The 15158-nt window shown below is 38.6% G+C and carries 18 protein-coding genes and 1 tRNA gene; 6 read left to right on the forward strand and 13 right to left on the reverse strand.

Annotated features, from left to right (window positions below):
* Positions 1-14 precede the first annotated feature (14 nt).
* The 6 genes from WG906_RS12510 to WG906_RS12535 form a co-directional block, all read right to left on the reverse strand.
* On the reverse strand, positions 15-359 hold the full coding sequence (locus WG906_RS12510; protein ID WP_339993007.1) for a four-helix bundle copper-binding protein: 345 nt from the start codon (positions 357-359) through the stop codon (positions 15-17).
* 163 nt (positions 360-522) lie between these two features.
* A complete protein-coding gene (locus tag WG906_RS12515) occupies positions 523-693 on the reverse strand; it encodes a hypothetical protein (protein WP_339993008.1) in 171 nt (56 codons plus the stop codon).
* 394 nt (positions 694-1087) lie between these two features.
* Positions 1088-1759: a lipid-binding SYLF domain-containing protein gene (locus WG906_RS12520; RefSeq protein ID WP_339993009.1), complete on the reverse strand. Its 672-nt coding sequence runs from the start codon at positions 1757-1759 to the stop codon at positions 1088-1090.
* A gap of 185 nt (positions 1760-1944) precedes the next feature.
* Positions 1945-2538 (reverse strand): DUF4136 domain-containing protein, encoded by a 594-nt coding sequence (locus WG906_RS12525; RefSeq protein WP_339993010.1) that lies wholly within the window; start codon positions 2536-2538, stop codon positions 1945-1947.
* Between the two features lie 119 nt (positions 2539-2657).
* On the reverse strand, positions 2658-3182 hold the full coding sequence (locus tag WG906_RS12530) for a photosystem reaction center subunit H (protein ID WP_339993012.1): 525 nt from the start codon (positions 3180-3182) through the stop codon (positions 2658-2660).
* Positions 3183-3210: 28 nt separating this feature from the next.
* Positions 3211-3783, reverse strand: coding sequence for a hypothetical protein (locus tag WG906_RS12535; RefSeq protein ID WP_339993013.1), 573 nt, complete (start codon positions 3781-3783; stop codon positions 3211-3213).
* Positions 3784-4222: 439 nt separating this feature from the next.
* On the opposite strand from WG906_RS12535, the gene WG906_RS12540 reads away from it, so the two are divergent.
* On the forward strand, positions 4223-4474 hold the full coding sequence (locus tag WG906_RS12540; RefSeq protein WP_339993014.1) for a heavy metal-binding domain-containing protein: 252 nt from the start codon (positions 4223-4225) through the stop codon (positions 4472-4474).
* Between the two features lie 61 nt (positions 4475-4535).
* Here the strand turns inward: WG906_RS12540 and WG906_RS19540 are convergent, their stop codons facing one another.
* Positions 4536-4880, reverse strand: coding sequence for a four-helix bundle copper-binding protein (locus WG906_RS19540; protein ID WP_489737896.1), 345 nt, complete (start codon positions 4878-4880; stop codon positions 4536-4538).
* 156 nt (positions 4881-5036) lie between these two features.
* Between WG906_RS19540 and WG906_RS12545 the strand changes: the two genes are divergently transcribed.
* A complete protein-coding gene (locus tag WG906_RS12545; protein WP_339993015.1) occupies positions 5037-5810 on the forward strand; it encodes a potassium channel family protein in 774 nt (257 codons plus the stop codon).
* A gap of 10 nt (positions 5811-5820) precedes the next feature.
* Here the strand turns inward: WG906_RS12545 and WG906_RS12550 are convergent, their stop codons facing one another.
* Positions 5821-7293, reverse strand: a complete 1473-nt coding sequence (locus tag WG906_RS12550; protein WP_339993016.1) for a trypsin-like peptidase domain-containing protein — start codon at positions 7291-7293, stop codon at positions 5821-5823.
* A 320-nt stretch (positions 7294-7613) separates the two neighbouring features.
* Entirely contained in the window at positions 7614-7781 is a 168-nt protein-coding gene (locus tag WG906_RS12555; protein WP_339993017.1) for a hypothetical protein, read from the reverse strand.
* Positions 7782-8060: 279 nt separating this feature from the next.
* Here WG906_RS12555 and WG906_RS12560 point away from each other — a divergent pair, with 279 nt between their 5' ends.
* Positions 8061-8891, forward strand: a complete 831-nt coding sequence (locus WG906_RS12560) for a universal stress protein (protein ID WP_339993018.1) — start codon at positions 8061-8063, stop codon at positions 8889-8891.
* 45 nt (positions 8892-8936) lie between these two features.
* On the opposite strand, the gene WG906_RS12565 is transcribed toward WG906_RS12560, so the two are convergent.
* Positions 8937-11126 carry a bifunctional alpha,alpha-trehalose-phosphate synthase (UDP-forming)/trehalose-phosphatase gene (locus WG906_RS12565; RefSeq protein ID WP_339993020.1) on the reverse strand — a complete coding sequence of 730 codons (2190 nt, stop codon included), beginning with the start codon at positions 11124-11126 and terminating at the stop codon, positions 8937-8939.
* A 509-nt stretch (positions 11127-11635) separates the two neighbouring features.
* Here WG906_RS12565 and WG906_RS19485 point away from each other — a divergent pair.
* From WG906_RS19485 to WG906_RS12575, 3 genes are all read left to right on the forward strand, one after another.
* The gene (locus WG906_RS19485) at positions 11636-11788 is read left to right on the forward strand and encodes a recombinase family protein (RefSeq protein ID WP_431844483.1); all 153 of its coding nucleotides are present in this window, start codon (positions 11636-11638) and stop codon (positions 11786-11788) included.
* Positions 11752-12213: a recombinase family protein gene (locus WG906_RS12570; RefSeq protein WP_339993357.1), complete on the forward strand. Its 462-nt coding sequence runs from the start codon at positions 11752-11754 to the stop codon at positions 12211-12213. The genes WG906_RS19485 and WG906_RS12570 overlap by 37 nt, the downstream gene beginning before the upstream one ends.
* A gap of 80 nt (positions 12214-12293) precedes the next feature.
* Entirely contained in the window at positions 12294-13040 is a 747-nt protein-coding gene (locus WG906_RS12575) for a recombinase zinc ribbon domain-containing protein (RefSeq protein WP_339993021.1), read from the forward strand.
* A gap of 79 nt (positions 13041-13119) precedes the next feature.
* Here WG906_RS12575 and WG906_RS12580 read toward each other — a convergent pair.
* The 3 genes from WG906_RS12580 to rseP form a co-directional block, all read right to left on the reverse strand.
* Positions 13120-13199, reverse strand: a tRNA-Leu gene (locus tag WG906_RS12580).
* A gap of 6 nt (positions 13200-13205) precedes the next feature.
* Positions 13206-13736 carry a Fe-S protein assembly co-chaperone HscB gene (hscB, locus tag WG906_RS12585; protein ID WP_339993022.1) on the reverse strand — a complete coding sequence of 177 codons (531 nt, stop codon included), beginning with the start codon at positions 13734-13736 and terminating at the stop codon, positions 13206-13208.
* Between the two features lie 93 nt (positions 13737-13829).
* The gene (rseP, locus tag WG906_RS12590; protein WP_339993023.1) at positions 13830-15152 is read right to left on the reverse strand and encodes an RIP metalloprotease RseP; all 1323 of its coding nucleotides are present in this window, start codon (positions 15150-15152) and stop codon (positions 13830-13832) included.
* Positions 15153-15158 lie beyond the last annotated feature (6 nt).

Here is a 15158-nt window from a genome sequence, read left to right on the forward strand (position 1 = left end):
CCTGGATTGAAGTTTTAATCTTGTTCTATGGGCCGGTGATTTTCATGGCAGGCCTCTGCACACACCCGACAGGCTTCAGCACATCTTCTACAATGTTCAGCATCATGCTTGCTGCATTCGTCAGCACACATGCGACAAACCTCCTCACATAATAATAAGAATTGAAGGGCAATTTGTGATTCTCTTTGTAAAAGTCTGGCGGCCTGGAAACATATATCAGAGCCATCTATATCAAGCCTAATACATTTTGCCATCATAGCAACATCTTCTTCCTGAAGACATGAAGTAGCGCAATTCTCGCAAGTAAGGGCACAATTCAACAACTTTTGAATCAGGTCCTGATGATTTTGATTTTTCATAACGTTAGATTTAAATTTAAATAGTTTATACTCTTTGCCTAAACCGAACAGCAAGGCGATTAATGGCCCCTCGAAAACGTTGTTTTATAAATACAACATGTCTCCTGTTAACTTTAGAACTTGAAACATGGTCTTATAATGTTCATACCCTGGTAAGCCGCTGTTATTTTTTTATTGAATCGCGATTGATATCGGAATTTTCCTTAGTCATAAATGTATCAGCACTTATCTGGTTCTGAAGTATTGAAGTGGTATCTTCTGAATCTTGGTATGATTCGCTATTACCGCAGGAAACAAGTGCGTAAACCGGCAAAAGGAATAACAGCTTTTTCATGGTTCAGTGTTAATGTTTTTAAGTATTTATTTTGTACTTTTTACCGAGATTATAACCTTTAAGGATTTACATTTCTATGCGAGTACAGTATTCTCATGCCATAAATTACAAATAAGAGGTTGACAAAACTTCTTAAACTGTCCATTTGCGATATGGAATGAGAAAGAGCATATAATGAAAAAGATACAAGGACGCAAGTCATTATTAATAACACATACCTTACTCCCTTGCTGTTTTTAATCTCCTTCATCAAAGTCCTCATGTTAGTAATTGTATAAATTTTAACTTTACTTGACTGCAGTGATACTTTCATTTAGTACCTAGGAGTGCACAAAAAGAACAATACCAACCTCCTGTGCACTCTAGGATTTATTAATGATTGTATTCCATTTAATTAATGGAAACCTTTTACTGCTCCTTTAAGCGCTGTTACATTTGCATCTTTTGACCCTGCATTTTTATTAAATATCGCAGACGGTGTATTTTCAGCTCCGTAAAATGCTTTATTGGCATCCTCATCCGGAGAAATCCTAGATCCATTTAAGGTTAATCCTGCAAAAAGTCCTTTGCTCCGGGAATAGGAATACACTTCTGCCTCCAGTTTAGTACCTGTAGTAGCCGATGAGCTCCGACCTATTGGCCCGGCAGCAACGCTAATATTCCCTCCAAGTGTAAACTCACCATTGCCGAGATTGGTGAGTATACTGCCTTTTGTAAAAAACATCACCAAATCAATGGCTTGAACACCTGCCTGAAAGCCAATGCTTCCTCCTGTTAATGTTATAAAAACGGGGTCGCTCCAGCTCCCATCTGCTTTCTTAACCATTGCTACCCCTTTACCCCTTTGTCCGCCGATTCCTAATCCAACTTTGATAAGGTTAGGGATAACAACGATTCCCTCAGATTTCTGCATAAGATCTTTTGGTATATACTCTCTTATCGCAGCAAGCTCTTTAAGGACTTCCACTGATTTTTGAAGTTTCTCATCTCGTTTTTCCTGAGCAAAGGAAACTGAACTGAATACAAAAACAAGGATTATTAAACTGATTCTTTTTAACGTTTTCATGGCTTTTCTACTTTGTAGTTGAATTAATTTATAACTTGACTCTTATTCTACTATAGATAAGAGATCCCTAATTTCTTATCTTAAGATCATTATCGATAGACAAAGCACCGCCCTCAAATGCGTTTTCCTCTGCAGCATAATATTCGCTCTAGGATCTACAGTTCCTGATCGAACTAGTAATACGACTAATTTGCAAAGGCTTTATATTTAAACTCCTTAAAAATCTGCTGAACTGCAGCCTTCACTTTAGCTGGATCTTTAATTAAACGCGAACTTAGAATGCCGGATGCATAACCTTGCCAAACCACATCTTCGTTCTTCGCTCCGCTTATTGTTATATATAAAGTTCCCGGTTTAACCGTCACTCTCGCTACATTGTCTTCTGTCCTTACTGAATCTAACCCGTTTACAACCTGGTAGCCATTATAGGTTCTAAGTTCACCTTCCTTTTCAAAAACCAGATAGTTGACAATCATATCAGGATTGCTGGAATCCATTTTAAAACCTCTGCCAGATAGCTCATATTGGATGGCATCTTTTATCTGACTTCGTGTAGAAACATTATTAAAAATGTACACACCATGAGGTCCAATAAAGACCTCATTCGTGGGGATGTTATCTATGCTCGAGCTCCAACTGTATGTTTTGAACTGTTTTATGGGTTCACCAAGTTTAAAATCAGATCCTACAATTACTCTTGGCGAGGTTGCGGTACAGCCTGTAAACATTGCGCTCAAGCTGATAATTGCCGTTAAAATTAAATTATTGAGAGTTTTCATAATATAGATATTAATACGTGAGTACATTCCTAAATCCATAAGGATAAAGCCTGATAGGTTTGTAATTGGTTAGTCGTTAACATCTACTTAAACTAAACAATGATCAGGCTTTATCTATGCTATTTACTGGTTAACACCTCCTTGTTGTTAAATTCAGGACGATCATAAAAGGAGGCATTCACAATGGTAGTATCATTTAATGAGTTATCTCCTGTGTAATGTCGGCATATATATAGTTCGTATTCAGGAGCAATGATGGCTCCTTTGCGAAATCGTTTAGCTTTAATGAAGGTTGAATAGTCCAATTGTTCGGCACATACCGTTTTCATCTTTTCATTTAGACTTGCTAAGCCTATAGGTATAATAAGATGAGTGTCTCCATCGCTGTTTAAAAACTCATGTGTACCAGCACTTGCCGGAACTTCATAAGCTTTGTGACTATCTTCAATCACAGACTCGTCAATCTCTACATCAAGGTAAATAACGCGTTCTGCCTTTTTACTTACCAGCAGGCCGTCAATTATCCCTATAGTTCTATTACCAGAATCTTTTACTTTCCAGCCTCTCACATCCGAATAATCAGAAGCAACTTTATAATCAGATAATTCATGTAAGTAATACAGATCTCTATTTTCGTCAGACATAACTTTAAGTTTTAAATTAAAAATTTTGTTAACTATTCATTTCATGCAGCAGATCCTTCGCCTTTCTAAAAAAGGTTTTGACTTCAACCTTTTGCTCTAGGGTAAGGGTATCAGGATCTATCGCGGCAGCTGCCTTTTCTAATTCAGTAGCTTCATTAATTAAATCCGGATAGTTTGCTTCCTGAAGATTTACGAGAGCTGTAGTGAGAATATCCGCTGCTTTCCTGATTTTATCTGCGTGAGTGGTTTCGAATGGGTCTTTAGTGATATCGGTGGCGTAATTACGGGCCGATTCCAGGTCTGCTTTAATGTCAAAGTTGTTTTTTAAAGCTGTAAAGCTGGTAGCCTGAATTAATCGCATAAGAGCATCGTTCGTAAATTCATGGGATAAGCTCATCGAATCTGGATCACTGTCTATTAAGAGAAAATAGCTCGTAATCTCGCTTCCTGGTACAATTTCAGTATTGTCCAGATTTCCAACTACTTCATCCTCCCTGTCATTATAAGCCAGAAAATAGACAAGAATTAATCCTATTATCGCCACAGCCAGCACTATCAATGGCCAGGCGGGCTTTTTCTTTTCAATTTTGATCTCTGTCATAACTTCAATTTTGAGGGTTAATGTTGGACTTTATGTAAGGTGAGAGCATGATTTAAGGTCTTTGTTCCGAGGTTCACATATTCAATTTCACGTACATTAAAGTCTGTCTTGTCTTCGTCTCTGACAAATAATTTCCATTTTACCTTTTTGATTCTCAATACTCTTGCACCGACAATAGAATTTTTCTTGTTAATTACATACTTTTTCATAGATTTGTTAATTAATTCTATATATTTATATTGCTAATACAATATTTAACTAATGAAATTTTTAATGGTTTTAAATAATTAAAAATAATCGGCAAGATGATTTCAAGAAATATTGTTATGGGTAGGACATATTAATTGCTAAAATGAAACCGTCATGAGCATACCGCTCATAAACAGAAATGAATATGCTCATGACAGCTTCATATCCATTAAAAAACAAATATATTCTGATGAAAAAGAAGATCTTAACCTTTTGGACCTTGATAGCAGTGCTAATGATTGTATCGTGCAATAACAGCAATCGGGTTGATGCAAGTAAAGAAGCTCCGCGTGAAAGAGCAGATAGCGTAGAACAAGATCATGTTGAGGTTGAAAATAAACGAAGTACAGTATATACTTGTCCTAAACATCCTGAAGTGATTAAAGAGGCGCCTGGAGTTTGCCCTGTATGTAAAACGACCTTGATAGAATCGACAGATTAGCTAGTTAGCTAAGCGTAAGGAAACGCCAATTTTATAAGGAACTTCCTTGCTTCTAAGCGTTCTAATCCTGCTCTATTGGTTGGTGGGATTGATGATAGGCATCTGCACATACAGCACATGCTTCAGCACATCTTTTACAATGTTCATCATCATGTTTACTGCACTCATCGGCACACATGCGGCAGATCTCTTCGCATAACAACAAGAACTGTCGGGCTATTGGTGATTCTCTTTGCAAAAGTCTGGCTGCCTGAAAACAGATATCCGAACAATCCCTATCCAGACTAATACATTTTGCCATCATTGCTACATGTTCTTCCTTAAGACAAGATGTAGCGCAATTTTCACAAGTTAGGGCACAATTCAGTAATTTTTGAATTATTTCCTGATGATTTTGATTTTCCATAACGTTGAATTTTAGATACACTATTTCAATACTATGAAATCACTAAAGTTTTCATTATTTCAAATTCATATCAAGACGATAAGGTGAGTTTGATGTGGGTTAGCTCTTATTTGAACTGTTTTTCCGATATGGTGTTATACCGTATTATGCTGGCTGATGGAAGAAAATAAAGGATTATCCTTAAGAAGGAACCGCTTGTTAATAAGAATAGAGAAGGTTCTTGAAGGGCCAATGATCTTCCTGGGCTTTGTTTGGTTAGTATTACTAATCGTCGAATTTATAAATGGCTTTAATAGTGTTCTCGAGCTAATTAGTACTATTATCTGGATAATTTTCATTTGCGACTTTGCGCTAAAGATTCTATTGGCTCCAAAGAAATTGCTTTTCCTCAGGAAGAACATTCTCACAGCTATTTCCTTGATAATTCCTGCTTTACGGTTGTTTAGAATCTTCCGTTTTATACGCTTACTTAGGATTTTCAGGGGAACTCGTCTTATCAAAGTCATCGCAAGTTTAAACCGTGGCATGAAAAGCCTTAATGCTACGATGGATCGGCGCGGCTTCGGTTATGTGATGGCACTCACCATAGCCGTAATTTTAGCTGGATCCGCTGGAATGTATGCATTTGAGAATATGGCTTTTGAGTCATACGCTGTGGCAGTATGGTGGACTACTATGCTGGTTATTACCGTCGGGACGGATTTCTGGCCTAAATCAGCTGAGGGAAGAATCTTGTGTACGCTGCTATCCCTATACGGCTTTGCGGTATTTGGATACATTACCGCTACTTTGGCGTCGTTTTTTATCGGGAGAGATGCACAATCTAAAGAAACTCCCACTGCCGGTTTGAATGACATAGAGGGACTTCGGTTGGAAGTAAGGGAACTAAAAAAACTTTTAGCCGATTTAACACACTTGAAAAAATCTTAACTGCTTTTGATTAAGCACCTAAGGGGAAATTAAACATAAATCGGGCACCATCAGGTGTTATACCATCCATGCGTATGATGCCATTCCGTGATGTACCAAGTAAATAATTGAACTCTTCTACAGTATTTACAGGTTTTCCATTTACTCTTGTTATAATAGTTCCTTCAGGAATTCCCGCCTGAAAGAAGAAGCCGTCTTGTTTCAATTCGGTAATCATGATCCCGCTGCTTAACCTAAATTTCTTTTGTATAGCGGGATCAATAGGAATAAAGCTAGCGCCAAATCGCTGCTGGAGTTCACGGCCGACTTTATTATTTTTCTCCATCATTGCGGACAACGATTCTTCTCCTTTCAAAGCAGCGGTTGCCTGATTTACTTTTCCATTACGCAGATAAGAAAGAGTGATTTTATCCCCCGGACGGTGCCGTGCTATGCGCTCAGAAAACTCTGCGGAAGAGTGTACTTGTTGTCCGTTTAGCTGCTGAATTACGTCTCCGGGCATTAATCCTGCCGAAGCTGCGGCGCCTCCTGGTTTGACATCTGTTATATATACTCCCTTTATGGTCCCCGGATTAATTCCCTTCTGTCTTAATAGCTGGTCTTCAACTGCCGGTGCTGGGAAGCTTACGCCCAGATACCCGCGTTTAACTTCCCCAAACTCTCTTATATCATTTACTACCTTGCGGGCAAGATTTATAGGTATCGCAAAGCCATAACCCGTATAGCTACCAGTTTGAGAAGCTATAGCTGCATTAATTCCGATCAATTCACCTGAAACATTTACTAAAGCACCTCCACTGTTCCCCGGATTGATAGCCGCATCAGTTTGGATGAAGGATTCGATTGCAGTACCAGGCATAGAAGTGGCTCCTGCGCTCGGCGTACTTAAAATACCAATCCTCCTACCTTTTGCACTTACTATTCCAGCTGTAACAGTAGAGTTTAGAGAGAGTGGATATCCAACAGCCAATACCCATTCCCCTATCTGAACTTTATCTGAATTTCCAAGTGAGACGATAGGAAAATTCCTACCATCTATTTTTACTAGCGCCAGATCAGTACTTGGATCGGTCCCTACAACTTTTCCTGCTAAAGTCCTTCTATCGGTCAGTACAACCTCTATTTGTGAAGCACCTTCAACCACATGATTATTAGTGATGATGTATCCATCTGTAGAGATTAAAACACCTGAACCTGAACCACCAACTACGCCATCCTGCCCGGGGCTTCTATTAAAATAGCCTGGCGCAGTGGATCGTCCGCGCTCAGGCCGCTCGTAAATTGTTTTCAGGTGTACTACAGCCGGAGCTACTATTGCTGCAGATCGGATAAAATCTGGATTTCCCTCAGATGAAATTGCTTTAGAAGGATTGTTAGCAAATTTAACTCCGGCAGTTTCAGAACGAGGGGTACTATCTCTTCTTTGATGCAGATATTCAGAGCCGGCGAGGGTGATAATAGAAGCAATTAAAGCAGTAACCATAGTTATAATCCAAGTATTTCTCATATGCATCCTCCATGATAATGTTGCAACTATCTTAAGGTATAACAGGATAGCGGGTGCAGGGTTTGGATAATAAAATAAGCGACATAATATATCTATTTTATTTGCCCATCTGCACATAACGAAGCTTTGAATATAATCGTGCGAAATAAAGCTATCACTTCAAGCTGTAAAAAGGCGGACTATCCTAGACAATTATGGATGGACTGGTCAAAACCTTGGTCGGCTTTAAAGGCTTTAATTGCTACCCCTTAAAGCCGTTTCGACCGCCGTTCCGATAATATTCACGGATATTTGATCTAAATCCCTTCAACCAAACTCCATGAATTATCTCCATTGTTTATGATAGAGATTGTTGAACCATCAAGCTCCAAATCAAATGTTTCGGTGTGATGATTAACCACCAGAGTTCTCTCCTCATTATCTGAGGGATTTAAAAATTGAATCTCAAATTGTCGAATATCCATTTTTATTTAGTTAAAACCTCAATTTTTGCGATTATTAATAACGGATGCATGCAACAAAAAGTTTTCATACATGCAAGTATGGGAGTCCAATCTTCTCAGTAAAACTTATGTTTTAAACAATTTTTAAATGATATTCTTGTTTAATTAGATACCAGAACGATAAAACTCCTACTTTTCATATTGTAGTTCTACGCAATCATCGGTGTGACACCTAATTTGCAATTCATCAATCAATTATTGTTCGGGCGATTATTTACACTTTAGTCAATATATAAGGCCATGACAAAGCAGTTAAAAAACATCTTCGTACCAATAAATTTTTCTGATTCTGCAGACAGTGCTATTTATGCAGCAATTGCTATGTGCAAAAGACATCATGCCAACTTACATTTATTACATGTTGAAAAGGAAAGCATATTTATTTATCCGCCTGGCAAAACACACGTTACGTTCCTAAACATGTTAAAAACTGAAGTTGAACGAGCGGATAATTTGGAAAAGCATGCTAAGAAAATTCAGGAACAAAGCAATATCAACTGCTTTTTTCATACGGGTACCGGTGTATTTCATGAAGTAGTCGCTACCAAAGCAAAAGATTTTTATTGCGACCTTATTATCCTTCAAAAAAGCTCCAGTCCGTTTTCTTTACTTGGAAACAGTGCATATGAAATTTTGAAAAAAGTTTCATGTCCGGTTCTAACAATCCCATCGGGCAAGTGGTCATTATATTTTAAGAATATATTCTATCCTATTCGTCCGATTCAGTCAGCAATGCAAAAATTAGATATAGCATTATCAATCATTAAAAAGAATCAGGCTAAAGTGTCAATATTCGGTGCATTGAAAAATCTGTCTGAGATGAGCGTTGTTGCTAAATTTAGTCAGAAAGTGGATAATCTGTTATCCAAAGACAAAATCAAGGTTGAAACTGAAATTAGCAGCAGTATTGACCCGGCTAAAGAAGTGGTTAAAAGAGCAGTCGAAAAGGATTCAGACCTGATCATTATTTCAGCGACGATAAAAAAGGGTTTCACATCCTTTTTTACTCGCAATTATACAGAGAGAGTTATCAATAATTCACCTATACCTGTATTAAGTGTTAAAGCATAAATAGAACAAATATCTCTTAATAGGTGGAGTTCATGAGCCATTCCTTTATTGAACTTCAACGGGTTCTATTAGGTCTCTTAACAATTTACGGACCTCTACAGGGCTTCGGAGGTAGAACCGGGCGGAGGAAATATTACTACCTACTTTAATCGATACAGAGCTTTCTGGAATTACTTTAAAAATATCTTCATCAGTATGATCATCACCAAAAGCCATCACAAAATCGTATTCCTTGTTATGTAGTTGTGCCAAAGCAGCCTTTCCTTTATTAATTTCGATGTTTTTGATTTCGACAACTTTATTTCCCGGTAGTAATTGAAGTCCACGGTCATTAATAAGATACCTGAGGTTGTTCATTAATTCAGCGGTTCTCAATTCTCCAAGGCCTTTCTCTACCTTTCGGTAGTGCCACACCAGAGAGAAGTCTTTTTCTTCTATAAAAGCTCCAGGTGTTCTGTCCATATATGTTTCAAGGACGGGATAAATATCCTGCTTCCATTGATCATTTAAACCTTGAACGCTCTCCCAGTTTCCGTTTCGCTTTTGCCATGCTCCATGTTCAGCGATAAGGTTTAAATCCATGTGACCAAACCATTCTTCAAGTGTGTTATGATCCCTTCCGCTAACCAGGACAAGATAATTAGATGGATCTGAATGCAAGAGATCGAGTAGTTCGTAAAGTTCCGCATCAGGTTTTGCAGAATTTATTTCAGGTTTGAATTCAACCAGAGTGCCATCGTAATCCAGAAAGATTATGCGGTTATTCGCCTTATTGTACACCTTTTTTATCGCCTGTTCAGTAATGGGGCTAATTATCCGGGTATTCATTGAGTGCTGTTGATTTTTAACTTCTAACAGCTTCTCCATATATATTTTCACCCAATGATAAATGTTAAACTTGGCCACTACCTGTCTCATCAGCTTCATTCGTCTTTTTTGTTCTTCCTCCGGCATAGTAAGCGCTCGAAAGATAGTGTCGGCCATGGACGTAATATTACTTGGATTCACGATCAGTGCATCCACCAATTCTTTTGACGCACCTGCCATTTCACTTAATATTAAGACTCCGGTGTTTTGTGTGCGGCTAGCTACATATTCTTTACTAACCAGGTTCATACCATCACGCATTGGTGTTACCATACAGACGTCCGCATTATGATATAATGCAGCTAAGGTCTCTACAGGGAAAGACCGGTAAAAGTAGTGAACTGGTACCCAGTCTATTGTACGATTTCTGGCATTTATTTCACCAACTTTTCTGTCAATAAGTTCTTTAAGTTCCCGGTATTGTGGTACGTTATCCCTTGAAGGTACCACAATCATATGAAGTATTACATTTCCAATGTATTCAGGATGCAATTGCAATAATCTTTCAAACGCCTGAAGCCGTTGCAGAATCCCTTTACTATAGTCCAGACGATCAATCGCCAGGATCATACGCCTGCCTTTATTAGCTTCCTGTAACTTATCGATTTCTCTAACCACGTTATGCTGAGTGGTTAAAGAAGCATATTTTTCATTATCTATGCCCATCGGGAATGATTCGGCAACTACAATTCTACCATCAACAGAGAGCTCGTTAGCAGAGCAGGCAACCGGTAGTAAACGCACCGCTGTATCAAGGAAATGACTGACATCATCGAATGTATGAAAGCCGAGAAGATCGGCTCCTAACATACCCTCGATTAGTTCGCAACGCCACGGAATAAGCCGGAAAATTTCGAAAGACGGAAAAGGAATATGGAGAAAAAATCCTATTGAAACATCAGGTAGTGCCGCACGGATAAGTCCCGGCAGTAATAATAATTGATAATCATGAATCCATATCTTATCCCCCGCCTGAGCAACCTTTATCACTTCCTCAAAGAACTTTTGATTTACAGATTGGTAATAGTCCCAGTTAGATTGCTTATAATCCGAATGAGTGGGTGCATAGTAATGGAAAATTGGCCACAATATTTCATTAGAAAATCCTTCATAAAACTCTGAAATTTCCTGCGAGCTTAAAAAAACCGGTAAGAGGTTTAATTCTGAAAGGCGATCTTTAATAATTAACTGATTCTTTTCGCCATTTATTTGTAAACCAGGCCAGCCGATCCAAACGTTATCTCCATTTTTGTATACAGACCCTAATCCTGTGGCTAATCCGCCTTCAGCAGGGTTCAAGTCGAAATCGCCATTCTTTTCAGATACTTTAACGGGAAACCTGTTTGAAATTATAATCGTTTTACTCATAATCTGGTGTTGTACTCCAGGTATATTAAAAAATCTATTACTTAAATTAACGGGAGTTAATATGCTGACTTTATGTAAACCATAACAGCCCATATTAGTTTTGAAGGTTTGTGTACTAGCCCCCTAAAAGACTGGACTAAATTTAAAAAACAATTTAAACCATTAAATTAGGAATCATGAAAAAAGAGAGACGAGCTTTCACGCCTGAAGACAGGCTTGCCGTATTTTTCTCTCGCAACTTGCGTATCCCTTGCGAGTTACCTGTTCAATCCTGATGCATTTTTGTACAATAATCCGTTGCATATGGACCTTTTTCCAAACAAGACAAACCCACCGGCAAAACCTATTTTAGTCATAGATCAACTTACAGAAGACTTTGGAATTCCCCTTCACAAGCATAAAAAAAATGAAAAAAACCTCAGCAAAAGCGAGGAGAATTTGCTAACTTTAATAGCAAACGTCATTGTTGAAATCATTTTGAAAGAAGAGTTATGAATGCCATTGGATATATGAGGCTCAGCTCTAAAGACCAATCAAAATCTTTAGAATACCAGGAATCATCAATTAGAGAATACTGTAAAAGAAATAAGTTAAATGTCTTAGGTGTATTTAAAGATAATGGTGAATCCATACGTTCGACCGTCCCGATTATAATGCCTTAGAAGCCTATTTAAAGAAGTATAGGGGCGAGTGTCAGTACTTAATAGTACTAGACCACGATAGATTTAGCAGAAACCTACCTGAGGCTTTAATGAAAATTGCAGAACTTGAAAAGAAACACGGTGTTAAAGTGCTTTCTACAAGTGAACGTGTTGATCTCGATACATCTGACCCGGATGTATTTATGAAACGAGCTCTTGATTATATGATGGCAAATAAGGAGCTATTCAACATCAGGAAACGGACTAAACAAGGTGTAAGGAATGCCAAGGAAAACGGCAGATATCTAGGTCGTGCACCTTTTGGCTACAGAAATATCATTGATGGAACCAAGCGAAATTTGATTGAAATAGATAGCCCGAAAGCTCAGATTGTTGAGCGAATCTTTAGAGACTACACATTGGGAGTACCGCAGTATATCATTTAAAAATGTAAAGGCTCTCGGATTTACCTTTACTGGAAAAAGCGCCATATCAGATATTCTTCAAAATTGCGTTTTACGCTGGCTTGATAAAAGTTCCGGCATTTCAAGAACTTCCAGAAAAATACGTTAAGGCAATTCACGAGCCAATTATATCTGAAGCGGAATACTGGCTTGTACAAAGTATGCTAAACGCAACTAAACGGAGAACACGGATACAACCGGCTGAAGATTTTCCCTTACGAGGGGTATTAAAATGTTCGTGCGGACAAAGCATGACCGCAGGCTGGACGAAAGGCAGGAGGCAATACTATTTGTACTACAGATGCACTACACATACTAATATTAATATCCCTGGTGACCTGTTACACACCAAATTTGAAGAACTATTAAAAGCATTAGGCTTCCAACCACATCAAATCAGATTCTTGCGTGAAACTACCAAAGCACTATTGGTCGAACCGTTGAAGTTAAAACGAAAAAGAGATGATGAGAAAATAAAAGCTATAAAGGAAATCAACGAGAAGATATTCAAGTTGGAAGAGCGCCTGATGAATAACGAAATAGAGACTTCTACTTACAAGACTTGGTTCCAAAAATTCAAAGAAGAGAAAGCAGTGTTGGAGTATCAGCTAAATGGTACCACAAAAAAAGCAACTGATAATAGTGATGATATCGTCGAGCGCATTCTGCCAAACTTAGGGAACCTTTATGAAACTTATGAAAAAGGGAACATCACTCAAAAGCATACATTAATTCGGGGGGTGTTCAAAGATAGTCTGCTATGGGGTGACGGGTCATTTAGAACCGCTTTTATAGACCCTACCTTCTAGGATAACGTACTGAAAATCAACAAAAAAAGGTTGCTTTTTTATGAGCAACCCTTTCCAAATTCGGACATTTTCCGTTTAGTACCCAGCGCCGGAGTCGAACCGGCACGGTTTCCCACAGGTGTTTGAGACCAGCGCGTCTACCAATTCCGCCAGCTGGGCATACTGCTATCGGGTAGCAAACTTATTCAAACTCTCGCGTATTCGCAATAAGTATTTTTGTCTGTAATATAAATCCTTGATTTTCAGAAGAAAATTCTCCTTTTCCCCTTCCTTTCCCTCATCAAAAGCTCTGGTAAAAGCATCCAGCTCAGATAATATCCCTTCTTCAATAACAGCAATTTGTTTTGAAGTATTCTCTAAAACAACAGCGTCAGGTTCAAATTCCAGCTCCATCAGGGCTTCGTTCACTTCCATCATTTCCATAAGAAACTCCTGGGGAAGCTGATACTTCTCCCCTTCTAAAGCATGGCCGTGAATCTTTAAAATATACTCTAAGCGCTTAACCGGGTTTGATAAAACCTGGTATGCTTTATTATTGATCGTCGAAAGCTCAAGTATTTCCTGTTGCTTCTCTTCAGTATGATTGATATAAAAATCAGGATGATAGGTTTTACTTAGTTCGTAAAACTTACGTTTTACTCCGCTTTCATCCACATTAAAAGATTCCGGAATTCCGTAAAATTCGTAATAATTCATCCTTAATTAATACTTATACTAATCAACATGATATGTAAGGTTTTTCTGCATGCTTCGACAAGCTCAGCATGACAAACTCAGCACGACACTGCATTAATTTATCACGTATTTAAGAATATCATTTCCTAAAACAAATACCATAAGGGCAACTAATATTACGAAGCCTACAAGTTGTGCCTTTTCCATAAACTTATCGCCTAAAGGTTTGCCTTTAATCATTTCGATTACCAGAAACACAGCGTGCCCACCGTCTAAAGCAGGAATGGGTAATAAGTTCATTAATGCCAGAGCCATAGATAGCAAACCTACAAGGCTCCAGAATTTAATCCAGTTTACCTCTGCCCCAAACATATTGGCTATACCTACCGGACCTGTAAATGCCTTATTTGCCTTTACCTGTCCGGATACTACCTTGCCTAAACCCTTAGCGTTATCGGTAAAAGACCCCCAGGCTTTAGATGCGCCAACCGGAAGGGATGTAAAGAAATCGTATTTCTGTTTCTCCTGAGGAATTTCAAGACCATCAGGTTTAAAACCAATCTGACCGGCTGTATCAACTGCTGTAGCTAACCTTACTGTATCAACCGAACGCAGAACACCAAGTTCGACAGTTTTACTCTTCTGCGCCTGTAATTCGTCTCGTACTTCATCCAGGAACTTAACCGGCTTTCTGTTAATGCTTACGATCTTATCACCAACCTCTAGTCCCGCTTTCTTTGCGTTACTGGCAGGCACAACCTCTCCTACTGAAGCTAAAAATCTTGGTGCCACAAATTCCGCGATACCATAATCAGAGACTTTCTCTAACACATCGCCAGGAACTTTAATGGTTTTAGTATCACCATTGCGTTGTACAGTAAGTTCGCTGTTTCCTAATAATACTTTGGAACTGGCCACTTCCTCGAAACGAACAATCTTTTTTCCATTGACTTCAACAATTCTGTCTCCATTCTGAAGGCCGATTTCTTTGCCGATAATTCCCGGGGCAATACCATTAACTAATTTATCATTAGGAGTATAGGATTCGCCGTATTTGAAAGTAAGTATCCAGAAAATAAAGATCCCCAGAATAATATTTACGGTAACGCCGCCAAGCATAACAATTAGTCGCTGCCAGGCTGGTTTAGAGCGAAATTCCCAGGGTTGAGGCGGGCCCGCCAGCTGATCAGTATCCATAGACTCATCGATCATACCTGCGATTTTCACATAGCCCCCTAAAGGCAGCCAGCCGATTCCATATTCACAACCTTTATAGTTAAAACTGAATAATTTAAAGCCCCATGCGTCAAAGAATAAATAAAATTTTTCGACTTTTATTCCAAAAGCACGAGCGGCCCAAAAATGCCCCAGCTCGTGTAATACTATTAATATTGATAATCCCAGCAAAAGCTGGCCTGTCATAACGAGTCCGTCCATTCGTAT

It is taken from the genome of Pedobacter superstes (assembly GCF_037622515.1).
GTDB classification, from domain to species: domain Bacteria; phylum Bacteroidota; class Bacteroidia; order Sphingobacteriales; family Sphingobacteriaceae; genus Paradesertivirga; species Paradesertivirga superstes.

Excerpts from the sequence above, each read along its gene's own strand:
- WG906_RS12510 (WP_339993007.1), bottom strand. The coding sequence starts at position 359 with ATGAAAAATCAAAATCATCAGGACCTGATTCAAAAGTTGTTGAATTGT.
- WG906_RS12515 (WP_339993008.1), bottom strand. The coding sequence starts at position 693 with ATGAAAAAGCTGTTATTCCTTTTGCCGGTTTACGCACTTGTTTCCTGC.
- WG906_RS12520 (WP_339993009.1), bottom strand. The coding sequence starts at position 1,759 with ATGAAAACGTTAAAAAGAATCAGTTTAATAATCCTTGTTTTTGTATTC.
- WG906_RS12525 (WP_339993010.1), bottom strand. The coding sequence starts at position 2,538 with ATGAAAACTCTCAATAATTTAATTTTAACGGCAATTATCAGCTTGAGC.
- WG906_RS12530 (WP_339993012.1), bottom strand. The coding sequence starts at position 3,182 with ATGTCTGACGAAAATAGAGATCTGTATTACTTACATGAATTATCTGAT.
- WG906_RS12535 (WP_339993013.1), bottom strand. The coding sequence starts at position 3,783 with ATGACAGAGATCAAAATTGAAAAGAAAAAGCCCGCCTGGCCATTGATA.
- WG906_RS12540 (WP_339993014.1), top strand. The coding sequence starts at position 4,223 with ATGAAAAAGAAGATCTTAACCTTTTGGACCTTGATAGCAGTGCTAATG.
- WG906_RS19540 (WP_489737896.1), bottom strand. The coding sequence starts at position 4,880 with ATGGAAAATCAAAATCATCAGGAAATAATTCAAAAATTACTGAATTGT.
- WG906_RS12545 (WP_339993015.1), top strand. The coding sequence starts at position 5,037 with ATGGAAGAAAATAAAGGATTATCCTTAAGAAGGAACCGCTTGTTAATA.
- WG906_RS12550 (WP_339993016.1), bottom strand. The coding sequence starts at position 7,293 with ATGGTTACTGCTTTAATTGCTTCTATTATCACCCTCGCCGGCTCTGAA.
- WG906_RS12555 (WP_339993017.1), bottom strand. The coding sequence starts at position 7,781 with ATGGATATTCGACAATTTGAGATTCAATTTTTAAATCCCTCAGATAAT.
- WG906_RS12560 (WP_339993018.1), top strand. The coding sequence starts at position 8,061 with ATGACAAAGCAGTTAAAAAACATCTTCGTACCAATAAATTTTTCTGAT.
- WG906_RS12565 (WP_339993020.1), bottom strand. The coding sequence starts at position 11,126 with ATGAGTAAAACGATTATAATTTCAAACAGGTTTCCCGTTAAAGTATCT.
- WG906_RS19485 (WP_431844483.1), top strand. The coding sequence starts at position 11,636 with ATGAGGCTCAGCTCTAAAGACCAATCAAAATCTTTAGAATACCAGGAA.
- hscB (WP_339993022.1), bottom strand. The coding sequence starts at position 13,736 with ATGAATTATTACGAATTTTACGGAATTCCGGAATCTTTTAATGTGGAT.
- rseP (WP_339993023.1), bottom strand. The coding sequence starts at position 15,152 with ATGGACGGACTCGTTATGACAGGCCAGCTTTTGCTGGGATTATCAATA.